Source organism: Buttiauxella gaviniae (assembly GCF_040786275.1).
In the GTDB taxonomy this organism is placed as follows: domain Bacteria; phylum Pseudomonadota; class Gammaproteobacteria; order Enterobacterales; family Enterobacteriaceae; genus Buttiauxella; species Buttiauxella gaviniae_A.
In genome coordinates, this window is the sequence record NZ_JBFMVT010000002.1 from 1,899,943 (window position 1) to 1,917,490 (window position 17,548).

Here is a 17,548-nt window from a genome sequence, read left to right on the forward strand (position 1 = left end):
TATGGAAACGTTACTGCAACTTAAAGGGATCAATAAATCGTTCCCCGGCGTAAAAGCCCTTTCAGGCGCTGCGCTGAACGTTTACGCGGGGCGCGTAATGGCGCTGGTAGGCGAAAACGGCGCGGGCAAATCCACCATGATGAAAGTGCTGACCGGCATTTATCAACGTGATGCGGGTTCGCTGTTATGGCTTGGCAAAGAAACCACTTTTAACGGCCCAAAATCTTCGCAGGAAGCGGGCATCGGTATCATTCACCAGGAACTCAACCTGATTCCGCAGCTCAGCATTGCGGAAAACATCTTCCTGGGCCGTGAGTTTGTAAACCGCTTTGGCAAAATCGACTGGAAAACGATGTATGCCGAGGCGGATAAATTACTCGCCAAACTTAACCTGCGTTTTAACAGCCAGCGGCTGGTGGGCGATTTGTCGATTGGCGATCAGCAGATGGTCGAAATCGCCAAGGTTCTGAGCTTTGAATCTAAAGTCATCGTCATGGACGAACCAACCGATGCGCTGACTGACACCGAAACGGACTCTCTGTTCCGGGTGATCCGCGAACTGAAAGCGCAAGGGCGCGGCATCGTCTATATCTCTCACCGCATGAAAGAGATCTTCGAGATCTGTGATGACGTGACCGTCTTCCGCGACGGGCAATTTATTGCCGAGCGCGAAGTGGTGACGTTAAGTGAAGATTCGCTTATTGAAATGATGGTCGGCCGCAAACTTGAAGATCAATATCCTCGTCTGGATAAACAACCCGGTGAGACGCTGCTGCGTGTAGATAACCTTTCCGGACCGGGCGTGCATGACGTCAGCTTTACTCTTCGTAAAGGTGAGATCCTCGGCGTTGCCGGTTTGATGGGCGCAGGCCGCACCGAATTAATGAAAGTGCTGTATGGCGCGCTGCCGCGTACCGGCGGCTATGTAGCGCTGGATGGCCGTGAAGTCGTGACGCGTTCGCCGCAGGATGGCCTGGCAAACGGCATTGTTTATATTTCTGAAGACCGTAAGCGCGATGGCTTAGTGCTTGGGATGTCGGTCAAAGAGAATATGTCGCTGACTGCGCTGCGCTATTTCAGCCATAACGTTGGCAGCCTGAAACACAAAGATGAGCAGCAGGCGGTGCAGGATTTTATCCGTTTGTTCAACGTTAAAACCCCGTCTATGGAGCAGCCTATTGGCCTGTTATCCGGTGGCAATCAGCAAAAGGTCGCTATTGCACGCGGGTTGATGACGCGCCCGAAAGTGCTGATTCTTGATGAGCCAACGCGTGGCGTAGACGTTGGCGCGAAGAAAGAAATTTATCAGCTAATCAATCAGTTCAAAGCCGATGGGCTAAGCATCATCCTTGTTTCATCCGAAATGCCGGAAGTCCTCGGTATGAGCGATCGAATTATGGTGATGCATGAAGGGCATTTGGGCGGGGAATTTACCCGAGAAGAGGCCACCCAGGAAATTCTCATGGCGGCAGCCGTCGGCAAGCTAAATCGCGTGAATCAGGAGTCTGTAAAATGAGTACCCAGTCTATTGCTGGCCGTCGCTGGTTCACTAAAGCGTGGCTATTAGAGCAAAAATCATTGATCGCACTGCTGGTGCTGATTGCTGTTGTTTCGAGCCTTAGCCCGAATTTTTTCACCGTCAATAACCTGTTCAATATCCTGCAACAAACCTCCGTGAACGCCATTATGGCGGTCGGTATGACACTGGTCATTCTGACTTCCGGGATCGACCTGTCCGTCGGTTCTTTACTGGCGCTCACCGGAGCAGTGGCCGCCTCAATTGTTGGCCTGGAAGTGAATGCGTTGGTAGCCGTTGCCGGGGCGCTAGCGCTAGGTGCTGCAATCGGGGCTGTGACGGGCGTTATTGTCGCGAAAGGTCGGGTGCAGGCGTTTATCGCCACTCTGGTGATGATGCTTCTGCTGCGCGGCGTGACGATGGTGTACACCAACGGGAGTCCGGTCAACACCGGCTTCTCTGACAATGCAGACGTATTTGGCTGGTTTGGGATCGGTCGCCCGCTGGGTATTCCTACACCGGTGTGGATTATGGGCGTTGTGTTCCTGGCTGCGTGGTACATGCTGCACCACACGCGTCTGGGTCGTTACATCTATGCGTTGGGCGGTAACGAAGCGGCGACGCGTCTTTCCGGCATCAGCGTTAATAAAGTCAAAATTATTGTCTATTCACTCTGTGGTCTGCTGGCTTCGCTTGCCGGGATCATCGAGGTGGCGCGTCTTTCCTCTGCGCAGCCTACGGCGGGTACCGGCTATGAGCTGGACGCTATTGCCGCCGTTGTGCTTGGCGGAACCAGCCTTGCAGGCGGGAAGGGGCGTATTGTTGGGACGCTGATCGGCGCGCTGATCCTCGGCTTCCTGAACAACGGGCTGAACTTATTAGGTGTTTCTTCTTATTACCAGATGATCGTCAAAGCAGTGGTTATTTTGCTGGCGGTGCTGGTGGACAACAAAAAGCAGTAAATCATAACCCTACAGGACATCTGACTATGAATATGAAAAAGCTGGCTACCCTGGTTTCCGCTGTTGCACTGAGCGCCACTGTTAGCGCAAACGCGATGGCAAAAGATACCATCGCGCTGGTCGTTTCCACGCTCAACAACCCGTTCTTCGTTTCCCTGAAAGATGGCGCGCAAAAAGAAGCGGATAAATTGGGCTACAACCTGGTGGTGCTGGATTCGCAAAATAACCCGGCGAAAGAGCTGGCAAACGTGCAGGACCTGACGGTTCGCGGCACCAAACTGATGCTCATCAACCCAACCGATTCTGATGCGGTAGGTAATGCGGTGAAAATGGCGAATCAGGCTAAAATCCCTGTTATTACCCTCGACCGTATGGCGAATCAGGGAACTGTAGTCAGCCATATCGCTTCTGATAACGTCGCAGGCGGTAAAATGGCCGGTGACTTTATCGCGAAAAAACTGGGTGAAGGCGCGAAAGTGATCGAATTGCAGGGAATTGCGGGGGCGTCTGCTGCGCGTGAACGTGGTGAAGGCTTCAAACAGGCAACCGCTGCGCACAAGTTTACCGTTTTGGCGAGCCAGCCTGCAGACTTTGACCGTACAAAAGGTCTGAACGTGATGCAGAACCTGCTGACCGCGCATCCTGACGTGCAGGCTGTGTTTGCTCAGAACGACGAAATGGCATTGGGCGCATTGCGTGCACTGCAAACTGCCGGTAAATCTGACGTTTTGGTGGTGGGTTTTGACGGAACGGCTGACGGTGTGAAAGCCGTTGAAGGTGGCAAACTGGGGGCAACGGTTGCTCAGATGGCTGACCAGATTGGTGTTATCGGTGTAGAAACCGCAGACAAAGTATTGAAAGGCGAAAAAGTCGACTCCAAAATCCCGGTTGACCTGAAGCTGGTTACTAAATAAGACGACAATAGAAAAGCAGGGCACCGCGCCACTCCTGAGTCTGGAGTGGCGCACTTAACTGGACTGATAAATATGAAAACGAAAGGCAATCTCGTCGTCCTGGGCAGCATTAATGCTGACCATATTCTTAACCTCGAACATTTTCCTACGCCGGGTGAAACTGTCACCGGGCATGAGTACCAGGTCGCGTTCGGTGGAAAAGGCGCAAACCAGGCTGTTGCAGCCGGGCGCAGCGGCGCAGACATTGCCTTTATTGCCTGCGTAGGCGACGATGATACCGGTAGCCGCGTTTGCAAACAGTTAATCAGCGACAAAATCGATACATCCCCCATCAGCACAATTAAATATGCATCAACGGGCGTTGCGCTTATTTTTGTGAATAGCGCCGGTGAAAACGTGATTGGTATTCACGCCGGGGCGAACGGGGCATTAACGCCGGAGCTGGTGGCGGAACAGAATCAAAAAATTGCACAGGCCTCTGCGCTTTTAATGCAACTCGAGTCACCGCTGGAAAGCGTGCTGGCTGCCGCGAAAATTGCCCATCAGAACAAAACCAAAGTGGTGCTCAACCCTGCGCCAGCGTGTGAGCTTTCCGACGAACTGCTCGGGCTGGTGGATATGATTACGCCAAACGAAACCGAAGCGGAAAAACTCACGGGCGTGCGCGTCGAAAATGACGACGATGCGGCGAAGGCGGCTCTCGTTCTTCATGATAAAGGCATTGAAACCGTCATTATTACGCTCGGCAGCCGTGGTGTTTGGCTGAGTGAAAAGGGCAAAGGGCTGCGCGTTCCGGGTTTTAAAGTTAAAGCCGTGGATACGATTGCCGCAGGCGATACCTTTAATGGGGCATTGGTTACCGCGTTGCTGGAAGACAAGCCAATGAATGAAGCGATTCGTTTCGCACATGCTGCCGCCGCAATTGCCGTGACGCGTAAAGGGGCACAACCTTCCGTGCCGTGGCGCCATGAAATCGACGAGTTTTTGCAACAGCAAGGATAATCATGGCTACCATGAAAGACGTCGCGAAAATGGCGGGGGTTTCGACCTCAACAGTTTCGCACGTCATTAATAATGATCGTTTCGTGAGTGATGCCATTCGCGTCAGGGTCGATGCGGCAATCAAAACGCTTAACTATGCGCCATCGGCATTGGCGCGTAGTCTCAAACTCAATCAAACACACACTATTGGGATGTTAATCACCGCCAGTAGTAACCCGTTTTACTCAGAATTAGTGCGCGGCGTTGAACGAAGCTGTTTTGAGCGTGGGTATAGTTTGGTGTTGTGTAATACCGAAGGTGACGAACAGCGTATGAACCGCAACCTGGAGACGCTTCTGCAAAAACGCGTCGATGGGCTTTTACTGTTATGCACCGAAACCCATCTGCCTTCGCCAGAAATAATGAGCCGTTATCCATCTATTCCTACCGTGATGATGGACTGGTCGCCCTTTGAAGGCGAAAGCGATGTGATTCAAGATAACTCTTTATTAGGTGGCGAAACGGCAACGCAACATCTTATTGATAACGGTTATACCCGCATCGCCTGCATTACTGGCCCGCAGGATAAAACACCCGCGCGCTTGCGCCTGGAAGGTTACCGCAATGCGATGCATCGCGCAGGGCTGGAAATTATTGAAGGGTATGAAATTATCGGCGATTTTGAGTTTCAGGGTGGTTTCACCGCCATGAATTCCCTGCTCGCGCTTGGTCAACCGCCTCACGCCGTCTTTACTGGCAACGATGCGATGGCGGTCGGGGCGTATCATGCGTTATATCAGGCGGGTTTGACGGTGCCGAGGGATATGGCCGTTGTCGGCTATGATGATATAGAGCTTGCGCGTTTTATGACGCCGCCGCTCACGACCATTCATCAGCCTAAAGATGAACTGGGTGAGTTGGCTGTCGATGTTCTGATTCATCGCATGGCGCAACCCACCCTGAGCCAGCAGCGTCTGTGTCTGACGCCTGAGCTGGTGGTGCGAAGTTCAGTTTAGCGCTTAATCATATTGCGCCCATCTTTCGGGCGTAATAATGCAAACACCAGAGCCGAAACGAGGGTTACGGCACCCATCGTCAGGAACGTGTAGTGGAACTGCTCAACGGTATTAATATTATCGAACCCTTCATATAAACGAAGTACCGCTGCACTTACTGCAACCCCCAGACTAATGGCAAGCTGCTGCGTCACGGCTAACACACTATTACCGCTGCTGGCGTTTTCATCGGTGAGATCGGCAAGTGTGATGGTATTCATCGCTGTGAATTGCGTAGACATCGCCATCCCAAGAATAAACAGCGGTAAAATCAGCAGCCACACCTCCATTCCCGGCGACTGCAATGAGAATTGCCCAATCAGCAAACCAATCACCAGCGTTACGCCCACCAATGTTTTTCTGTAACCCCATCTACGTAATACCTGCGTGACGGTCGATTTCGCCAGCAGCGATCCAATAGCGGTTGGTGCCATCATGCATCCGGCGATCAATGCCGAATAACCAAAACCCACTTGCAGCATTAAAGGCATCAAGAACGGGACACATCCGGTTCCGAGACGTGAAGCGAGATTTCCTACAATACCAATCGAGAAGGTTCTGGTGCGAAACATCGGGAGGGCGATCAAAGGCGTCGGGTGGCGACGAGCGTGTGCGATATACGCGGCCAGAAGAATAAATCCGCCGAGAATGGTCAGAATTCCAATATAGCTGGCAACAATACGCTCGCCGAATAACTCCATCCCGCTTGAGATCAGTACAAGGCTTAAACCAAATAGAAGAAAGCCTCCCATATCAAAGCCGCGACGTGGGGTCGTAAAGTTCGGCATATACTTGCGGGCGTAGATCAGTCCAAGAATGCCGATAGGTATATTAATGAGGAAAATCCAGTGCCAACTCGCCCACGTAACCAACACACCGCCCAGAAGCGGGCCTAAAATTGGGCCGACAAGCCCAGGCATAGTGACGAAGTTTAAAACTGGCAGTAATTCACTGCGCGGGTAGGCACGTAATAAAGCTAAGCGGGCGACCGGCATCATCATCGCGCCACCAATGCCCTGAATGACGCGGAAGACAACTAATTCTCCGAGCGAGTTGGACATAGCACAGGCAAACGAGCCGAGAGTAAACAGGGTTACCGCAAACATAAACACGCGCCGCGTACCAAAGCGATCAGCAAGCCAACCGCTGACGGGGATAAGCATTGCGACAGTGAGGGTATAACTGATAATCGCGGATTGCATTGCCAGGGGGGAACGCCCAAGGCTGTGGGCAATGGCGGGAAGCGCGGTGTTCAGAATAGTGGCATCTAGTGCCTGCATAAAGAAAGCCATCGCCGCAATCCACGGTAACCCGGCCATACTGCGAGCAGTTTTAGTCATTTTTTTCCTGATGTTTTAAAGCACCGAGGAGAATGTGAGACTTTACCCGTGAGAGAAAGGTTCTTTTAAGAGTGCCTGACCGGCGTCTAGCGCGGCCTGGCTATCACCCTGGGTAATGGCATCAACGATTGCCTGGTGCAAATCGAGCTTAACAACGTCGTTATCGGTTATAGCGGTAAAGTAATTGTAATAAATAGAACGGAATAAGTTAGCGAAAGAACAGAGGAAAGGGTTACCACTCATTGCATAGATTTGTTCGTGGTAGGCCATATCAACTTCTATCCAGCGTTGACGGTCAAATGCACTTTTCATTTTTACCATTTCGCTCATCATTTCACTGAGAAGTGCTTTTTGCTCGCTGCTTCCATTTATCGCGGCAAGTGCACAGGCTTGTGGCTCCAGGCTATTGCGCATAACAAGGAAGTATTCCACTACATCGTTAAAGTTCTCCTCGGTCATCCACCAGGTCAGCAGTTCCTTATCAAGGAAGTTCCAGTGACCGCGAGGCATTACGCGAGTGCCAATGCGTGGGCGGGGTAAAACCATTCCTTTAGCTGTTAATGTCTTTACCGCTTCTCGTACAGCTGTGCGACTCACACCGAAGAGTTCTCCTAATTCAATTTCACCGGGCAAAATACTTCCTGCTTCGTATTCGCCTCTGAGGATGCGTTGTGCGAGTTTTTCTGCAAGAACATAGGATAGGTTCTTCTGTGCCGCGAGTTTTTGTGCAGAGAGAGACATAAATGCAATTCCTTGAGCGTTGTTTCTATTATTAGTATGCCACCGGGTCTCTTTTTCTGATGCTTAAAACAGCAAATATCCGGTGTTATGCGGCTTCAGGAGTGTTTTTGGCGAAAAAAACGCGGACGGTAATATTTTTGCAATAAACACTTGTCAGCCTCCAGAAAATCCCTATACTGCGCCTCCACTGACACGGCACAACGGCTTACAAACCGGCCCGTCAGGCAGACGAAAAGCGAAAATAAACGCTTGACTCTGAAAGAGGAAAGCGTAACATACGCCACCTCGAGTTAGCAAGCGAAAGCGCGTAACTCACTGCTCTTTAACAATTTATCAGACAATCTGTGTGGGCACTCGCAGGATTGATATCTCAGATACCTCCGGGTATCAAAAAAATATCAAGTCTTGAAGAGTGACCAAGCAGTAATTCATTTAGTTGAATTATTACGAAAGTTAATTTTTGAGCACCGCTTACTCATTGTAAGCAAATCAAGCTTTTAATTGAAGAGTTTGATCATGGCTCAGATTGAACGCTGGCGGCAGGCCTAACACATGCAAGTCGAGCGGCAGCGGGAAGTAGCTTGCTACTTTGCCGGCGAGCGGCGGACGGGTGAGTAATGTCTGGGAAACTGCCTGATGGAGGGGGATAACTACTGGAAACGGTAGCTAATACCGCATAACGTCTTCGGACCAAAGAGGGGGACCTTCGGGCCTCTTGCCATCAGATGTGCCCAGATGGGATTAGCTAGTAGGTGAGGTAATGGCTCACCTAGGCGACGATCCCTAGCTGGTCTGAGAGGATGACCAGCCACACTGGAACTGAGACACGGTCCAGACTCCTACGGGAGGCAGCAGTGGGGAATATTGCACAATGGGCGCAAGCCTGATGCAGCCATGCCGCGTGTATGAAGAAGGCCTTCGGGTTGTAAAGTACTTTCAGCGAGGAGGAAGGCATTGTGGTTAATAACCGCAGTGATTGACGTTACTCGCAGAAGAAGCACCGGCTAACTCCGTGCCAGCAGCCGCGGTAATACGGAGGGTGCAAGCGTTAATCGGAATTACTGGGCGTAAAGCGCACGCAGGCGGTTTGTTAAGTCAGATGTGAAATCCCCGGGCTCAACCTGGGAACTGCATTTGAAACTGGCAAGCTTGAGTCTTGTAGAGGGGGGTAGAATTCCAGGTGTAGCGGTGAAATGCGTAGAGATCTGGAGGAATACCGGTGGCGAAGGCGGCCCCCTGGACAAAGACTGACGCTCAGGTGCGAAAGCGTGGGGAGCAAACAGGATTAGATACCCTGGTAGTCCACGCCGTAAACGATGTCGACTTGGAGGTTGTTCCCTTGAGGAGTGGCTTCCGGAGCTAACGCGTTAAGTCGACCGCCTGGGGAGTACGGCCGCAAGGTTAAAACTCAAATGAATTGACGGGGGCCCGCACAAGCGGTGGAGCATGTGGTTTAATTCGATGCAACGCGAAGAACCTTACCTACTCTTGACATCCACAGAATTCGGCAGAGATGCCTTAGTGCCTTCGGGAACTGTGAGACAGGTGCTGCATGGCTGTCGTCAGCTCGTGTTGTGAAATGTTGGGTTAAGTCCCGCAACGAGCGCAACCCTTATCCTTTGTTGCCAGCGGTCCGGCCGGGAACTCAAAGGAGACTGCCAGTGATAAACTGGAGGAAGGTGGGGATGACGTCAAGTCATCATGGCCCTTACGAGTAGGGCTACACACGTGCTACAATGGCGCATACAAAGAGAAGCGACCTCGCGAGAGCAAGCGGACCTCATAAAGTGCGTCGTAGTCCGGATCGGAGTCTGCAACTCGACTCCGTGAAGTCGGAATCGCTAGTAATCGTAGATCAGAATGCTACGGTGAATACGTTCCCGGGCCTTGTACACACCGCCCGTCACACCATGGGAGTGGGTTGCAAAAGAAGTAGGTAGCTTAACCTTCGGGAGGGCGCTTACCACTTTGTGATTCATGACTGGGGTGAAGTCGTAACAAGGTAACCGTAGGGGAACCTGCGGTTGGATCACCTCCTTACCTGAAAGATACGAACTTGCGTAGTGCTCACACAGATTGTCTGATAGATGTAAAGAAGCAAGGCGTCTTGCGAGTGAGACTTCAGTGTCCCCTTCGTCTAGAGGCCCAGGACACCGCCCTTTCACGGCGGTAACAGGGGTTCGAATCCCCTAGGGGACGCCACTTGCTGGTTTGTGAGTGAAAGTCGCCGACCTCAATATCTCAAAACTGACTTAGCAGTCACGTTTGAGATATTTGCTCTTTAAAAATCCGGAACAAGCTGAAAATTGAAACGACACACTGTTTCCTTTCTCCGTAATAAGAAAGGAAGTGAGGTGTGTTCGAGTCTCTCAAATTTTCACGACACCGATTGTGTCTCACGAGACACCTTCGGGTTGTGAGGTTAAGCGACTAAGCGTACACGGTGGATGCCCTGGCAGTCAGAGGCGATGAAGGACGTGCTAATCTGCGATAAGCGTCGGTAAGGTGATATGAACCGTTATAACCGACGATTTCCGAATGGGGAAACCCAGTGTGATTCGTCACACTATCGTTAAGTGAATACATAGCTTAACGAAGCGAACCGGGGGAACTGAAACATCTAAGTACCCCGAGGAAAAGAAATCAACCGAGATTCCCCCAGTAGCGGCGAGCGAACGGGGAGCAGCCCAGAGTCTGAATCAGTTTGTGTATTAGTGGAAGCGTCTGGAAAGTCGCAGGGTACAGGGTGATACTCCCGTACACAAAAATACACATGCTGTGAACTCGAAGAGTAGGGCGGGACACGTGGTATCCTGTCTGAATATGGGGGGACCATCCTCCAAGGCTAAATACTCCTGACTGACCGATAGTGAACCAGTACCGTGAGGGAAAGGCGAAAAGAACCCCGGCGAGGGGAGTGAAACAGAACCTGAAACCGTGTACGTACAAGCAGTGGGAGCCTCTTTATGGGGTGACTGCGTACCTTTTGTATAATGGGTCAGCGACTTATATTCTGTAGCAAGGTTAACCGTATAGGGGAGCCGCAGGGAAACCGAGTCTTAACTGGGCGTTAAGTTGCAGGGTATAGACCCGAAACCCGGTGATCTAGCCATGGGCAGGTTGAAGGTTGGGTAACACTAACTGGAGGACCGAACCGACTAATGTTGAAAAATTAGCGGATGACTTGTGGCTGGGGGTGAAAGGCCAATCAAACCGGGAGATAGCTGGTTCTCCCCGAAAGCTATTTAGGTAGCGCCTCGTGAACTCATCTTCGGGGGTAGAGCACTGTTTCGGCTAGGGGGCCATCCCGGCTTACCAACCCGATGCAAACTACGAATACCGAAGAATGTTATCACGGGAGACACACGGCGGGTGCTAACGTCCGTCGTGAAGAGGGAAACAACCCAGACCGCCAGCTAAGGTCCCAAAGTCATGGTTAAGTGGGAAACGATGTGGGAAGGCACAGACAGCCAGGATGTTGGCTTAGAAGCAGCCATCATTTAAAGAAAGCGTAATAGCTCACTGGTCGAGTCGGCCTGCGCGGAAGATGTAACGGGGCTAAACCATGCACCGAAGCTGCGGCAGCGACGCTTATGCGTTGTTGGGTAGGGGAGCGTTCTGTAAGCCGTCGAAGGTGGCCTGTGAGGGCTGCTGGAGGTATCAGAAGTGCGAATGCTGACATAAGTAACGATAAAGCGGGTGAAAAGCCCGCTCGCCGGAAGACCAAGGGTTCCTGTCCAACGTTAATCGGGGCAGGGTGAGTCGACCCCTAAGGCGAGGCCGAAAGGCGTAGTCGATGGGAAACAGGTTAATATTCCTGTACTCGGTGTTACTGCGAAGGGGGGACGGAGAAGGCTATGTTGGCCGGGCGACGGTTGTCCCGGTTTAAGCATGTAGGCGGGAAGTTTAGGTAAATCCGGACTTCTGTATAACGCTGAGGTGTGACGACGAGGCACTACGGTGCTGAAGTGACAAATGCCCTGCTTCCAGGAAAAGCCTCTAAGCATCAGGTAACATCAAATCGTACCCCAAACCGACACAGGTGGTCAGGTAGAGAATACCAAGGCGCTTGAGAGAACTCGGGTGAAGGAACTAGGCAAAATGGTGCCGTAACTTCGGGAGAAGGCACGCTGTCGGTAAGTGAAACCCCTCGCGGGTGGAGCTGAAGGCAGTCGAAGATACCAGCTGGCTGCAACTGTTTATTAAAAACACAGCACTGTGCAAACACGAAAGTGGACGTATACGGTGTGACGCCTGCCCGGTGCCGGAAGGTTAATTGATGGGGTTAAGCGCAAGCTGAAGCTCTTGATCGAAGCCCCGGTAAACGGCGGCCGTAACTATAACGGTCCTAAGGTAGCGAAATTCCTTGTCGGGTAAGTTCCGACCTGCACGAATGGCGTAATGATGGCCAGGCTGTCTCCACCCGAGACTCAGTGAAATTGAAATCGCTGTGAAGATGCAGTGTACCCGCGGCAAGACGGAAAGACCCCGTGAACCTTTACTATAGCTTGACACTGAACACTGGTCCTTGATGTGTAGGATAGGTGGGAGGCTTTGAAGCGAGGACGCCAGTTCTTGTGGAGCCAACCTTGAAATACCACCCTTTAATGGCTGGTGTTCTAACGTAGACCCGTAATCCGGGTTGCGGACAGTGTCTGGTGGGTAGTTTGACTGGGGCGGTCTCCTCCTAAAGCGTAACGGAGGAGCACGAAGGTTAGCTAATCACGGTCGGACATCGTGAGGTTAGTGCAAAGGCATAAGCTAGCTTGACTGCGAGAGTGACGGCTCGAGCAGGTGCGAAAGCAGGTCTTAGTGATCCGGTGGTTCTGAATGGAAGGGCCATCGCTCAACGGATAAAAGGTACTCCGGGGATAACAGGCTGATACCGCCCAAGAGTTCATATCGACGGCGGTGTTTGGCACCTCGATGTCGGCTCATCACATCCTGGGGCTGAAGTAGGTCCCAAGGGTATGGCTGTTCGCCATTTAAAGTGGTACGCGAGCTGGGTTTAGAACGTCGTGAGACAGTTCGGTCCCTATCTGCCGTGGGCGCTGGAGAATTGAGGGGGGCTGCTCCTAGTACGAGAGGACCGGAGTGGACGCATCACTGGTGTTCGGGTTGTCATGCCAATGGCATTGCCCGGTAGCTAAATGCGGAAAAGATAAGCGCTGAAAGCATCTAAGCGCGAAACTTGCCCCGAGATGAGTTCTCCCTGAGCCTTTAAGGCTCCTGAAGGAACGTTGAAGACGACGACGTTGATAGGCTGGGTGTGTAAGCGTAGCGATACGTTGAGCTAACCAGTACTAATGATCCGTGAGGCTTAACCTTACAACACCGAAGGTGTTTTGTTTGAGAGACAGAGATTTAATTTTCAGCTGAATTCCGGATTTAGGTTAACGGTCACCCGGGAGGTGACGGTTAATGAAACAGAATATGCCTGGCGGCACTAGCGCGGTGGTCCCACCTGACCCCATGCCGAACTCAGAAGTGAAACGCCGTAGCGCCGATGGTAGTGTGGGGTCTCCCCATGCGAGAGTAGGGAACTGCCAGGCTCCAATCAAGTAAGAAGCCCTGCACTGACGTGCAGGGCTTTTTGCCGTCTGCGGTTTATGGAAATTGATACCCCACTTCGCCATAGCCTTCTGTAAAACCCTCAAGTATCAGTATCTTTCTACTTTTTGAGCCAGTTAATAATGAAATCTGCGATCTGTTCAGGCTGATTAATATCCAGAGCAGGCAATGCTACGCTCAAATTGACATCACTTGCGATAGCAATAACATGGCTATCAATCACTAGTTCATCCGAACGCTGAGAAACACCTTCTCTGTAGAGCAAAATTTTCGGCACTGATTCGTGCTTAAAGCCCTCAACCAATATGATATCCAGCGAAGACTCATCCATTCGGCTGGCAAGATAATAAAGATCTAACTCATTTTCATCGGGAGTCTCAGTCATCAGGGCCCAGCGCTGTTGGCTTGCCACAAGCGTTTGTGCTGCTCCGGCTTTGCGTAACTCATAGCTGTCCTTTCCGGGTTTATCGACATCCATATCGTGATGTGTATGCTTTATCAGACCTGGACGAATACCACGTTGGTTCAACAGGGGTATTACCTTCTTCAACAGCGTCGTTTTCCCTGTTCCGCTACTGGCTGCGAATGCTAACAGTGGCAACATCTATTCCTTCTCCCATTGAGCAAGATCTTCAGGTGTATTTACGTTGGCAAAATTTTGCATTTGGTTTGGAAACTCGACTGCTTTCCCACCTATTTGTCTCAGAAAGACCATCACCCGTCGCTCTCCTGAAGCCAGATACTGCTCGAGATCCGTCGCTAATCTGCGATGCATAAGCGCAATAGTCGGATGATCACGTTCACCATCATTTACCCATACGGCTATTGAATCCCCTTTCTGCTCCCACAATTTATATGCCAGATCGCCCGGGATATTGGGCGTATCACAAGGGCAGAATAGAAACCACTCTTCACTCAGATGCTGCATTATTGATAACATTCCGGCCAATGGCCCCGGAAAGTCGGCTAACGTATCACTCAAAACACTTAACCCAACAGACTGATATTTTTCTATATTTCTATTAGCGCTAATCACCACATTGTTAACCTGCGGCGCGAGCTTACTGATGACGTGTTCAAACAACGGTTGGCCATTAAAGTTAATCAGCCCCTTATCCTGGCCACCCATTCTTGTTGCTCTTCCGCCAGCCAACACCACACCAGTCACTTCTGTTAAACAACTCACTTATATCGCCTCTTTTAATGTGGGTTTGAGCCTGCTAACGTGTGACATCTCTCATGTGAATGGAGCACAATCATGAAATGTAAACGCCTTAACGAACTGCTCGAGCTACTTCAGCCCGCATGGCAGAAAGAGCCGGATCTCAATTTGATTCAATTTTTGCAGAAACTCAGCAAAGAGTCAGGTTATACCGGCGAATTAACCGATCTCACCGATGATGTGCTTATTTATCATCTAAAAATGCGTGACTCTGCAAAAGATGCCGTCATTCCTGGCATCCAGAAAGATTACGAAGAAGATTTTAAAACGGCCCTATTGCGCGCTCGCGGCGTAATTAAAGAGTAAAAGCTTGTAAGCCAGGCCACTTTAACGACGATGAAATGTTATCCTAAACTATTCGTATTTACAGTCGGTTGCCTGGATGACAGACAGCGCTTTCAATTTTCAAACATTACATCCGGATACCATCATGGATGCCCTTTTTGAACAGGGTATACGGGTGGATTCCGGCTTGACCCCGCTAAACAGTTTTGAGAACCGCGTCTATCAATTTCAGGACGAGGATCGCAAACGTTATGTGGTTAAGTTTTATCGACCCCATCGCTGGTCCCCGCAGCAAATAGAAGAAGAACATCAGTTTGCGCTTGAGCTATTAGCTGATGAGGTTCCGACCGCAGCACCCATGCATTTCAATGGCAATACAGTTCTGCACCATCAAGGTTTTATGTACGCAGTGTTCCCAAGCTTAGGCGGAAGGCAGTACGAAACAGATAATCTTGATCAAATGGAATGGGTTGGTCGCTATCTTGGCCGTATCCATCAAACGGGTCGCCGAAAGCTATTCAGTGCACGCCCTGATATAGGCTTACGTGAGTACTTATTTGAGCCGCGTGAGCTATTCGAGCATACACCACTGATTCCATCCACCCTCAAGAAGAGCTTTCTTAGCGCAACAGATGCATTAATAGAGGAAGTGAAGCTTCACTGGCACACAGATTTTCAGCCATTACGTCTGCATGGCGATTGCCATCCGGGAAATATTCTCTGGCGTGATGGCCCGCTATTTGTCGATCTCGATGACGCTCGTAATGGTCCGGCAATCCAGGATATCTGGATGCTTCTCAATGGCGATAAGGCCGAGCAGAGAATGCAGCTGGAAATGATTATCGAAGCATATGAAGAATTTGCCCCTTTTGAATCAGATGAAATCGCTCTTATAGAACCTTTACGCGCCATGCGTATGATTTATTATCTCGCGTGGATAGTTCGACGCTGGGATGATCCTGCTTTCCCCAGAAATTTTCCGTGGCTTACCGACGAAGATTACTGGCGAAGACAAACTGCGACTTTTACAGAGCAGGTCCGGGTTCTACGTGAACCACCACTAACATTAACGCCAATGTATTAATCAGTATTTATTCAGGAGAGATTTGATGATGAAAAAGATTTGGCTGGCGCTGGCGGGGATGATCCTGGCATTCAGCGTGTCTGCTGCGCAGTTTAAAGACGGTAAAGAGTTCGTTACTTTGGAAAAACCTGTTGCCGGTGAGCCACAAGTATTAGAGTTTTTCTCTTTTTACTGCCCACACTGCTACCAGTTTGAAGAAGTTCTGCATGTGTCTGATACAGTGAAGAAAAAACTCCCAGAAGGCACAAAAATGACCAAGTACCATGTTGAGTTCCTGGGCCCATTGGGCAAGGATTTAACGCAGGCATGGGCTGTTGCAATGGCGTTGGGCGTGGAAGACAAAATTACTGCGCCAATGTTTGAAGCAGTGCAGAAAACTCAGACTGTTCAGAATGTTGCCGACATACGAAAAGTATTTATTGATGCTGGCGTTAAAGCAGAAGAGTACGATGCCGCATGGAATAGCTTTGTGGTGAAATCACTGGTTGCTCAACAAGAGAAAGCTGCAGCAGATCTGCAATTGCAGGGCGTGCCAGCTATTTTCGTGAACGGAAAATATCAGTTAAATCCACAGGGTATGGACACCAGCAATATGGACGTTTTCGTCCAACAATATGCTGATGTGACCAAATTCCTGGTTGAGAAAAAGTAATTAAAAAAGCCGGTCATTGACCGGCTTTCAACTGTTTATGACTCGAATTACTGTTCGAAGCTCGTTAGCACCGCATCTTTCTCATGCCACACCGCGTTTAGCCACTGCTGGAAGTGTCGTTTAAAAACTTTATCATTCATATAATCGCCATGCAGATCCTCTGCAATTGGTAATAGCGACACTCGCACAACAATTCGCGTCATCTTTCCGGTTAACATGTCGTAAAACGGGCTTTGCGCATTATCCGGATAACACAGCGTTACGTTGAGTAGTTTATCGAACTGTCTCCCTAGAACATTGAGTGCCATTGCAATGCCTGCAGCCTTAGGGGGAAGTAGATTGTGAAATGCCGAACGCGTCTCTAAACGTTTATCTGGTGTGAACCTTGAGCCCTCAACGAAATTCACAATTGTTGTTGGGTGAGTACGGAATTTCTCGCAGGAACGACGCGTTGTTTCAACGTCTTTACCGCGTTGATCCGGGTGACGTAATAAATAACCACGTGAATAGCGCTTCATAAAAGGCATATCCAGAGCCCAACATGCCAGCCCCATAAAAGGTACCCAGGCGAGCTGCTGCTTTAAAAAGTACTTATTCATTGGGATATGTTTGCGAAACAGTACGCACAAAATAACGATATCCGCCCAGCTTCGATGATTACATATTAATAAGTACCAGTTCTTCTTACTGAGCTCATCCAGCCCTTCAACATCCCATTTCAAATGCGGGTTAAGCTTGAGTAAAAATGCTAACCCTTCGCACCAGCAGGACATCATGAAATCAGCAAATCCCGAGATTGATCGCCAGATGGCTGGTACAGGTAAAAGCAGCTTAATAATACCAGCAATAATTATGGGTACTGAGCACGCTACTGTGACCAAAATGGTGAGAGCGACACTCAGAATCAAAGTTATCGCGGTGAATAATCTCGACATAAATAAATTTTTCAGAAGGTTAGAGGAGGAAAATAGTAAGAAAAGGGTAATAAGGCGTGAATTTTATCAGAAATTTGTTGGCAAGGAGGAAACTAAAATAACTCACTAAAAAATGCCATTCGGAAGGCTTTGTTTGTTATCGGTCTATAACATAATTTATTTTTATATCCACATTTGTCGATCTACGATGAAATCTCTTCTCTTTGAAGGGGTAAATCACAACTGCATGAAAATTATAAGTATTTATCATTGTTAAAGTTTCATCTTCGCACAATAATCAATTGCTTAAA

General features: G+C 50.0%; 14 protein-coding genes, 1 tRNA gene and 3 rRNA genes. 13 read left to right on the forward strand and 5 right to left on the reverse strand.

What is annotated here, in order from left to right; genetic code table 11:
• Position 1 precedes the first annotated feature (1 nt).
• From rbsA to rbsR, 5 genes are all read left to right on the forward strand, one after another.
• Positions 2 to 1,516 carry a ribose ABC transporter ATP-binding protein RbsA gene (gene rbsA, locus AB1E22_RS09490; protein WP_367595109.1) on the forward strand — a complete coding sequence of 505 codons (1,515 nt, stop codon included), beginning with the start codon at positions 2 to 4 and terminating at the stop codon, positions 1,514 to 1,516.
• The gene (gene rbsC / locus AB1E22_RS09495) at positions 1,513 to 2,478 is read left to right on the forward strand and encodes a ribose ABC transporter permease (protein ID WP_367595110.1); all 966 of its coding nucleotides are present in this window, start codon (positions 1,513 to 1,515) and stop codon (positions 2,476 to 2,478) included. The genes rbsA and rbsC overlap by 4 nt, the downstream gene beginning before the upstream one ends.
• A gap of 26 nt (positions 2,479 to 2,504) precedes the next feature.
• A complete protein-coding gene (rbsB, locus tag AB1E22_RS09500) occupies positions 2,505 to 3,392 on the forward strand; it encodes a ribose ABC transporter substrate-binding protein RbsB (RefSeq protein WP_367595111.1) in 888 nt (295 codons plus the stop codon).
• Positions 3,393 to 3,464: 72 nt separating this feature from the next.
• Positions 3,465 to 4,394: a ribokinase gene (gene rbsK, locus AB1E22_RS09505; RefSeq protein WP_367595112.1), complete on the forward strand. Its 930-nt coding sequence runs from the start codon at positions 3,465 to 3,467 to the stop codon at positions 4,392 to 4,394.
• 2 nt (positions 4,395 to 4,396) lie between these two features.
• On the forward strand, positions 4,397 to 5,389 hold the full coding sequence (gene rbsR / locus AB1E22_RS09510; protein ID WP_367595113.1) for a ribose operon transcriptional repressor RbsR: 993 nt from the start codon (positions 4,397 to 4,399) through the stop codon (positions 5,387 to 5,389).
• Here rbsR and mdtD read toward each other — a convergent pair.
• Both mdtD and AB1E22_RS09520 read right to left on the reverse strand, forming a co-directional pair.
• Positions 5,386 to 6,768, reverse strand: a complete 1,383-nt coding sequence (gene mdtD / locus AB1E22_RS09515; protein ID WP_367595114.1) for a multidrug transporter subunit MdtD — start codon at positions 6,766 to 6,768, stop codon at positions 5,386 to 5,388. The two genes, rbsR and mdtD, sit on opposite strands and share 4 nt — an antisense overlap.
• A 42-nt stretch (positions 6,769 to 6,810) precedes the next feature.
• Positions 6,811 to 7,509 carry a FadR/GntR family transcriptional regulator gene (locus AB1E22_RS09520; protein ID WP_367595115.1) on the reverse strand — a complete coding sequence of 233 codons (699 nt, stop codon included), beginning with the start codon at positions 7,507 to 7,509 and terminating at the stop codon, positions 6,811 to 6,813.
• Between the two features lie 498 nt (positions 7,510 to 8,007).
• Between AB1E22_RS09520 and AB1E22_RS09525 the strand changes: the two genes are divergently transcribed.
• From AB1E22_RS09525 to rrf, 4 genes are all read left to right on the forward strand, one after another.
• Positions 8,008 to 9,549: ribosomal RNA gene (locus tag AB1E22_RS09525) — 16S ribosomal RNA — on the forward strand.
• An 86-nt stretch (positions 9,550 to 9,635) separates the two neighbouring features.
• Positions 9,636 to 9,711 (forward strand) — tRNA-Glu (locus AB1E22_RS09530).
• A gap of 218 nt (positions 9,712 to 9,929) precedes the next feature.
• Positions 9,930 to 12,837 (forward strand): 23S ribosomal RNA (locus tag AB1E22_RS09535).
• A 108-nt stretch (positions 12,838 to 12,945) separates the two neighbouring features.
• Positions 12,946 to 13,061: ribosomal RNA gene (gene rrf / locus AB1E22_RS09540) — 5S ribosomal RNA — on the forward strand.
• The 16S, 23S and 5S rRNA genes sit together here with 1 tRNA gene alongside, the layout of an rRNA operon.
• Before the next feature lie 119 nt (positions 13,062 to 13,180).
• On the opposite strand, the gene mobB is transcribed toward rrf, so the two are convergent.
• Together mobB and mobA are read right to left on the reverse strand one after the other, a co-directional pair.
• Positions 13,181 to 13,684, reverse strand: a complete 504-nt coding sequence (gene mobB / locus AB1E22_RS09545) for a molybdopterin-guanine dinucleotide biosynthesis protein MobB (protein ID WP_367595116.1) — start codon at positions 13,682 to 13,684, stop codon at positions 13,181 to 13,183.
• Complete coding sequence (mobA, locus tag AB1E22_RS09550; protein WP_367595117.1) at positions 13,685 to 14,266, reverse strand: molybdenum cofactor guanylyltransferase MobA; 582 nt, start codon at positions 14,264 to 14,266, stop codon at positions 13,685 to 13,687. It abuts the gene before it with no gap.
• A gap of 72 nt (positions 14,267 to 14,338) precedes the next feature.
• Here mobA and AB1E22_RS09555 point away from each other — a divergent pair, with 72 nt between their 5' ends.
• From AB1E22_RS09555 to dsbA, 3 genes are all read left to right on the forward strand, one after another.
• Positions 14,339 to 14,608, forward strand: coding sequence for a YihD family protein (locus AB1E22_RS09555; RefSeq protein WP_034499931.1), 270 nt, complete (start codon positions 14,339 to 14,341; stop codon positions 14,606 to 14,608).
• Positions 14,609 to 14,684: 76 nt separating this feature from the next.
• Positions 14,685 to 15,671: a serine/threonine protein kinase gene (locus tag AB1E22_RS09560; protein WP_367595118.1), complete on the forward strand. Its 987-nt coding sequence runs from the start codon at positions 14,685 to 14,687 to the stop codon at positions 15,669 to 15,671.
• 28 nt (positions 15,672 to 15,699) lie between these two features.
• Entirely contained in the window at positions 15,700 to 16,323 is a 624-nt protein-coding gene (dsbA, locus tag AB1E22_RS09565) for a thiol:disulfide interchange protein DsbA (RefSeq protein WP_367597354.1), read from the forward strand.
• A 47-nt stretch (positions 16,324 to 16,370) separates the two neighbouring features.
• Here the strand turns inward: dsbA and AB1E22_RS09570 are convergent, their stop codons facing one another.
• A complete protein-coding gene (locus tag AB1E22_RS09570) occupies positions 16,371 to 17,204 on the reverse strand; it encodes an acyltransferase (protein ID WP_367597355.1) in 834 nt (277 codons plus the stop codon).
• Here AB1E22_RS09570 and AB1E22_RS09575 point away from each other — a divergent pair.
• Positions 17,098 to 17,367 carry a hypothetical protein gene (locus AB1E22_RS09575; RefSeq protein WP_367597428.1) on the forward strand — a complete coding sequence of 90 codons (270 nt, stop codon included), beginning with the start codon at positions 17,098 to 17,100 and terminating at the stop codon, positions 17,365 to 17,367. The two genes, AB1E22_RS09570 and AB1E22_RS09575, sit on opposite strands and share 107 nt — an antisense overlap.
• Positions 17,368 to 17,548 lie beyond the last annotated feature (181 nt).

What these genes read in the sequence shown, in the direction of transcription:
- rbsK (WP_367595112.1), top strand. Translation starts at nt 3,465, where the DNA reads ATGAAAACGAAAGGCAATCTCGTCGTCCTGGGCAGCATTAATGCTGAC.
- AB1E22_RS09560 (WP_367595118.1), top strand. Translation starts at nt 14,685, where the DNA reads ATGACAGACAGCGCTTTCAATTTTCAAACATTACATCCGGATACCATC.
- AB1E22_RS09575 (WP_367597428.1), top strand. Translation starts at nt 17,098, where the DNA reads ATGAAATCAGCAAATCCCGAGATTGATCGCCAGATGGCTGGTACAGGT.
- mdtD (WP_367595114.1), bottom strand. Translation starts at nt 6,768, where the DNA reads ATGACTAAAACTGCTCGCAGTATGGCCGGGTTACCGTGGATTGCGGCG.
- AB1E22_RS09555 (WP_034499931.1), top strand. Translation starts at nt 14,339, where the DNA reads ATGAAATGTAAACGCCTTAACGAACTGCTCGAGCTACTTCAGCCCGCA.
- rbsC (WP_367595110.1), top strand. Translation starts at nt 1,513, where the DNA reads ATGAGTACCCAGTCTATTGCTGGCCGTCGCTGGTTCACTAAAGCGTGG.
- rbsR (WP_367595113.1), top strand. Translation starts at nt 4,397, where the DNA reads ATGGCTACCATGAAAGACGTCGCGAAAATGGCGGGGGTTTCGACCTCA.
- rbsA (WP_367595109.1), top strand. Translation starts at nt 2, where the DNA reads ATGGAAACGTTACTGCAACTTAAAGGGATCAATAAATCGTTCCCCGGC.
- AB1E22_RS09520 (WP_367595115.1), bottom strand. Translation starts at nt 7,509, where the DNA reads ATGTCTCTCTCTGCACAAAAACTCGCGGCACAGAAGAACCTATCCTAT.
- mobB (WP_367595116.1), bottom strand. Translation starts at nt 13,684, where the DNA reads ATGTTGCCACTGTTAGCATTCGCAGCCAGTAGCGGAACAGGGAAAACG.
- rbsB (WP_367595111.1), top strand. Translation starts at nt 2,505, where the DNA reads ATGAATATGAAAAAGCTGGCTACCCTGGTTTCCGCTGTTGCACTGAGC.
- dsbA (WP_367597354.1), top strand. Translation starts at nt 15,700, where the DNA reads ATGAAAAAGATTTGGCTGGCGCTGGCGGGGATGATCCTGGCATTCAGC.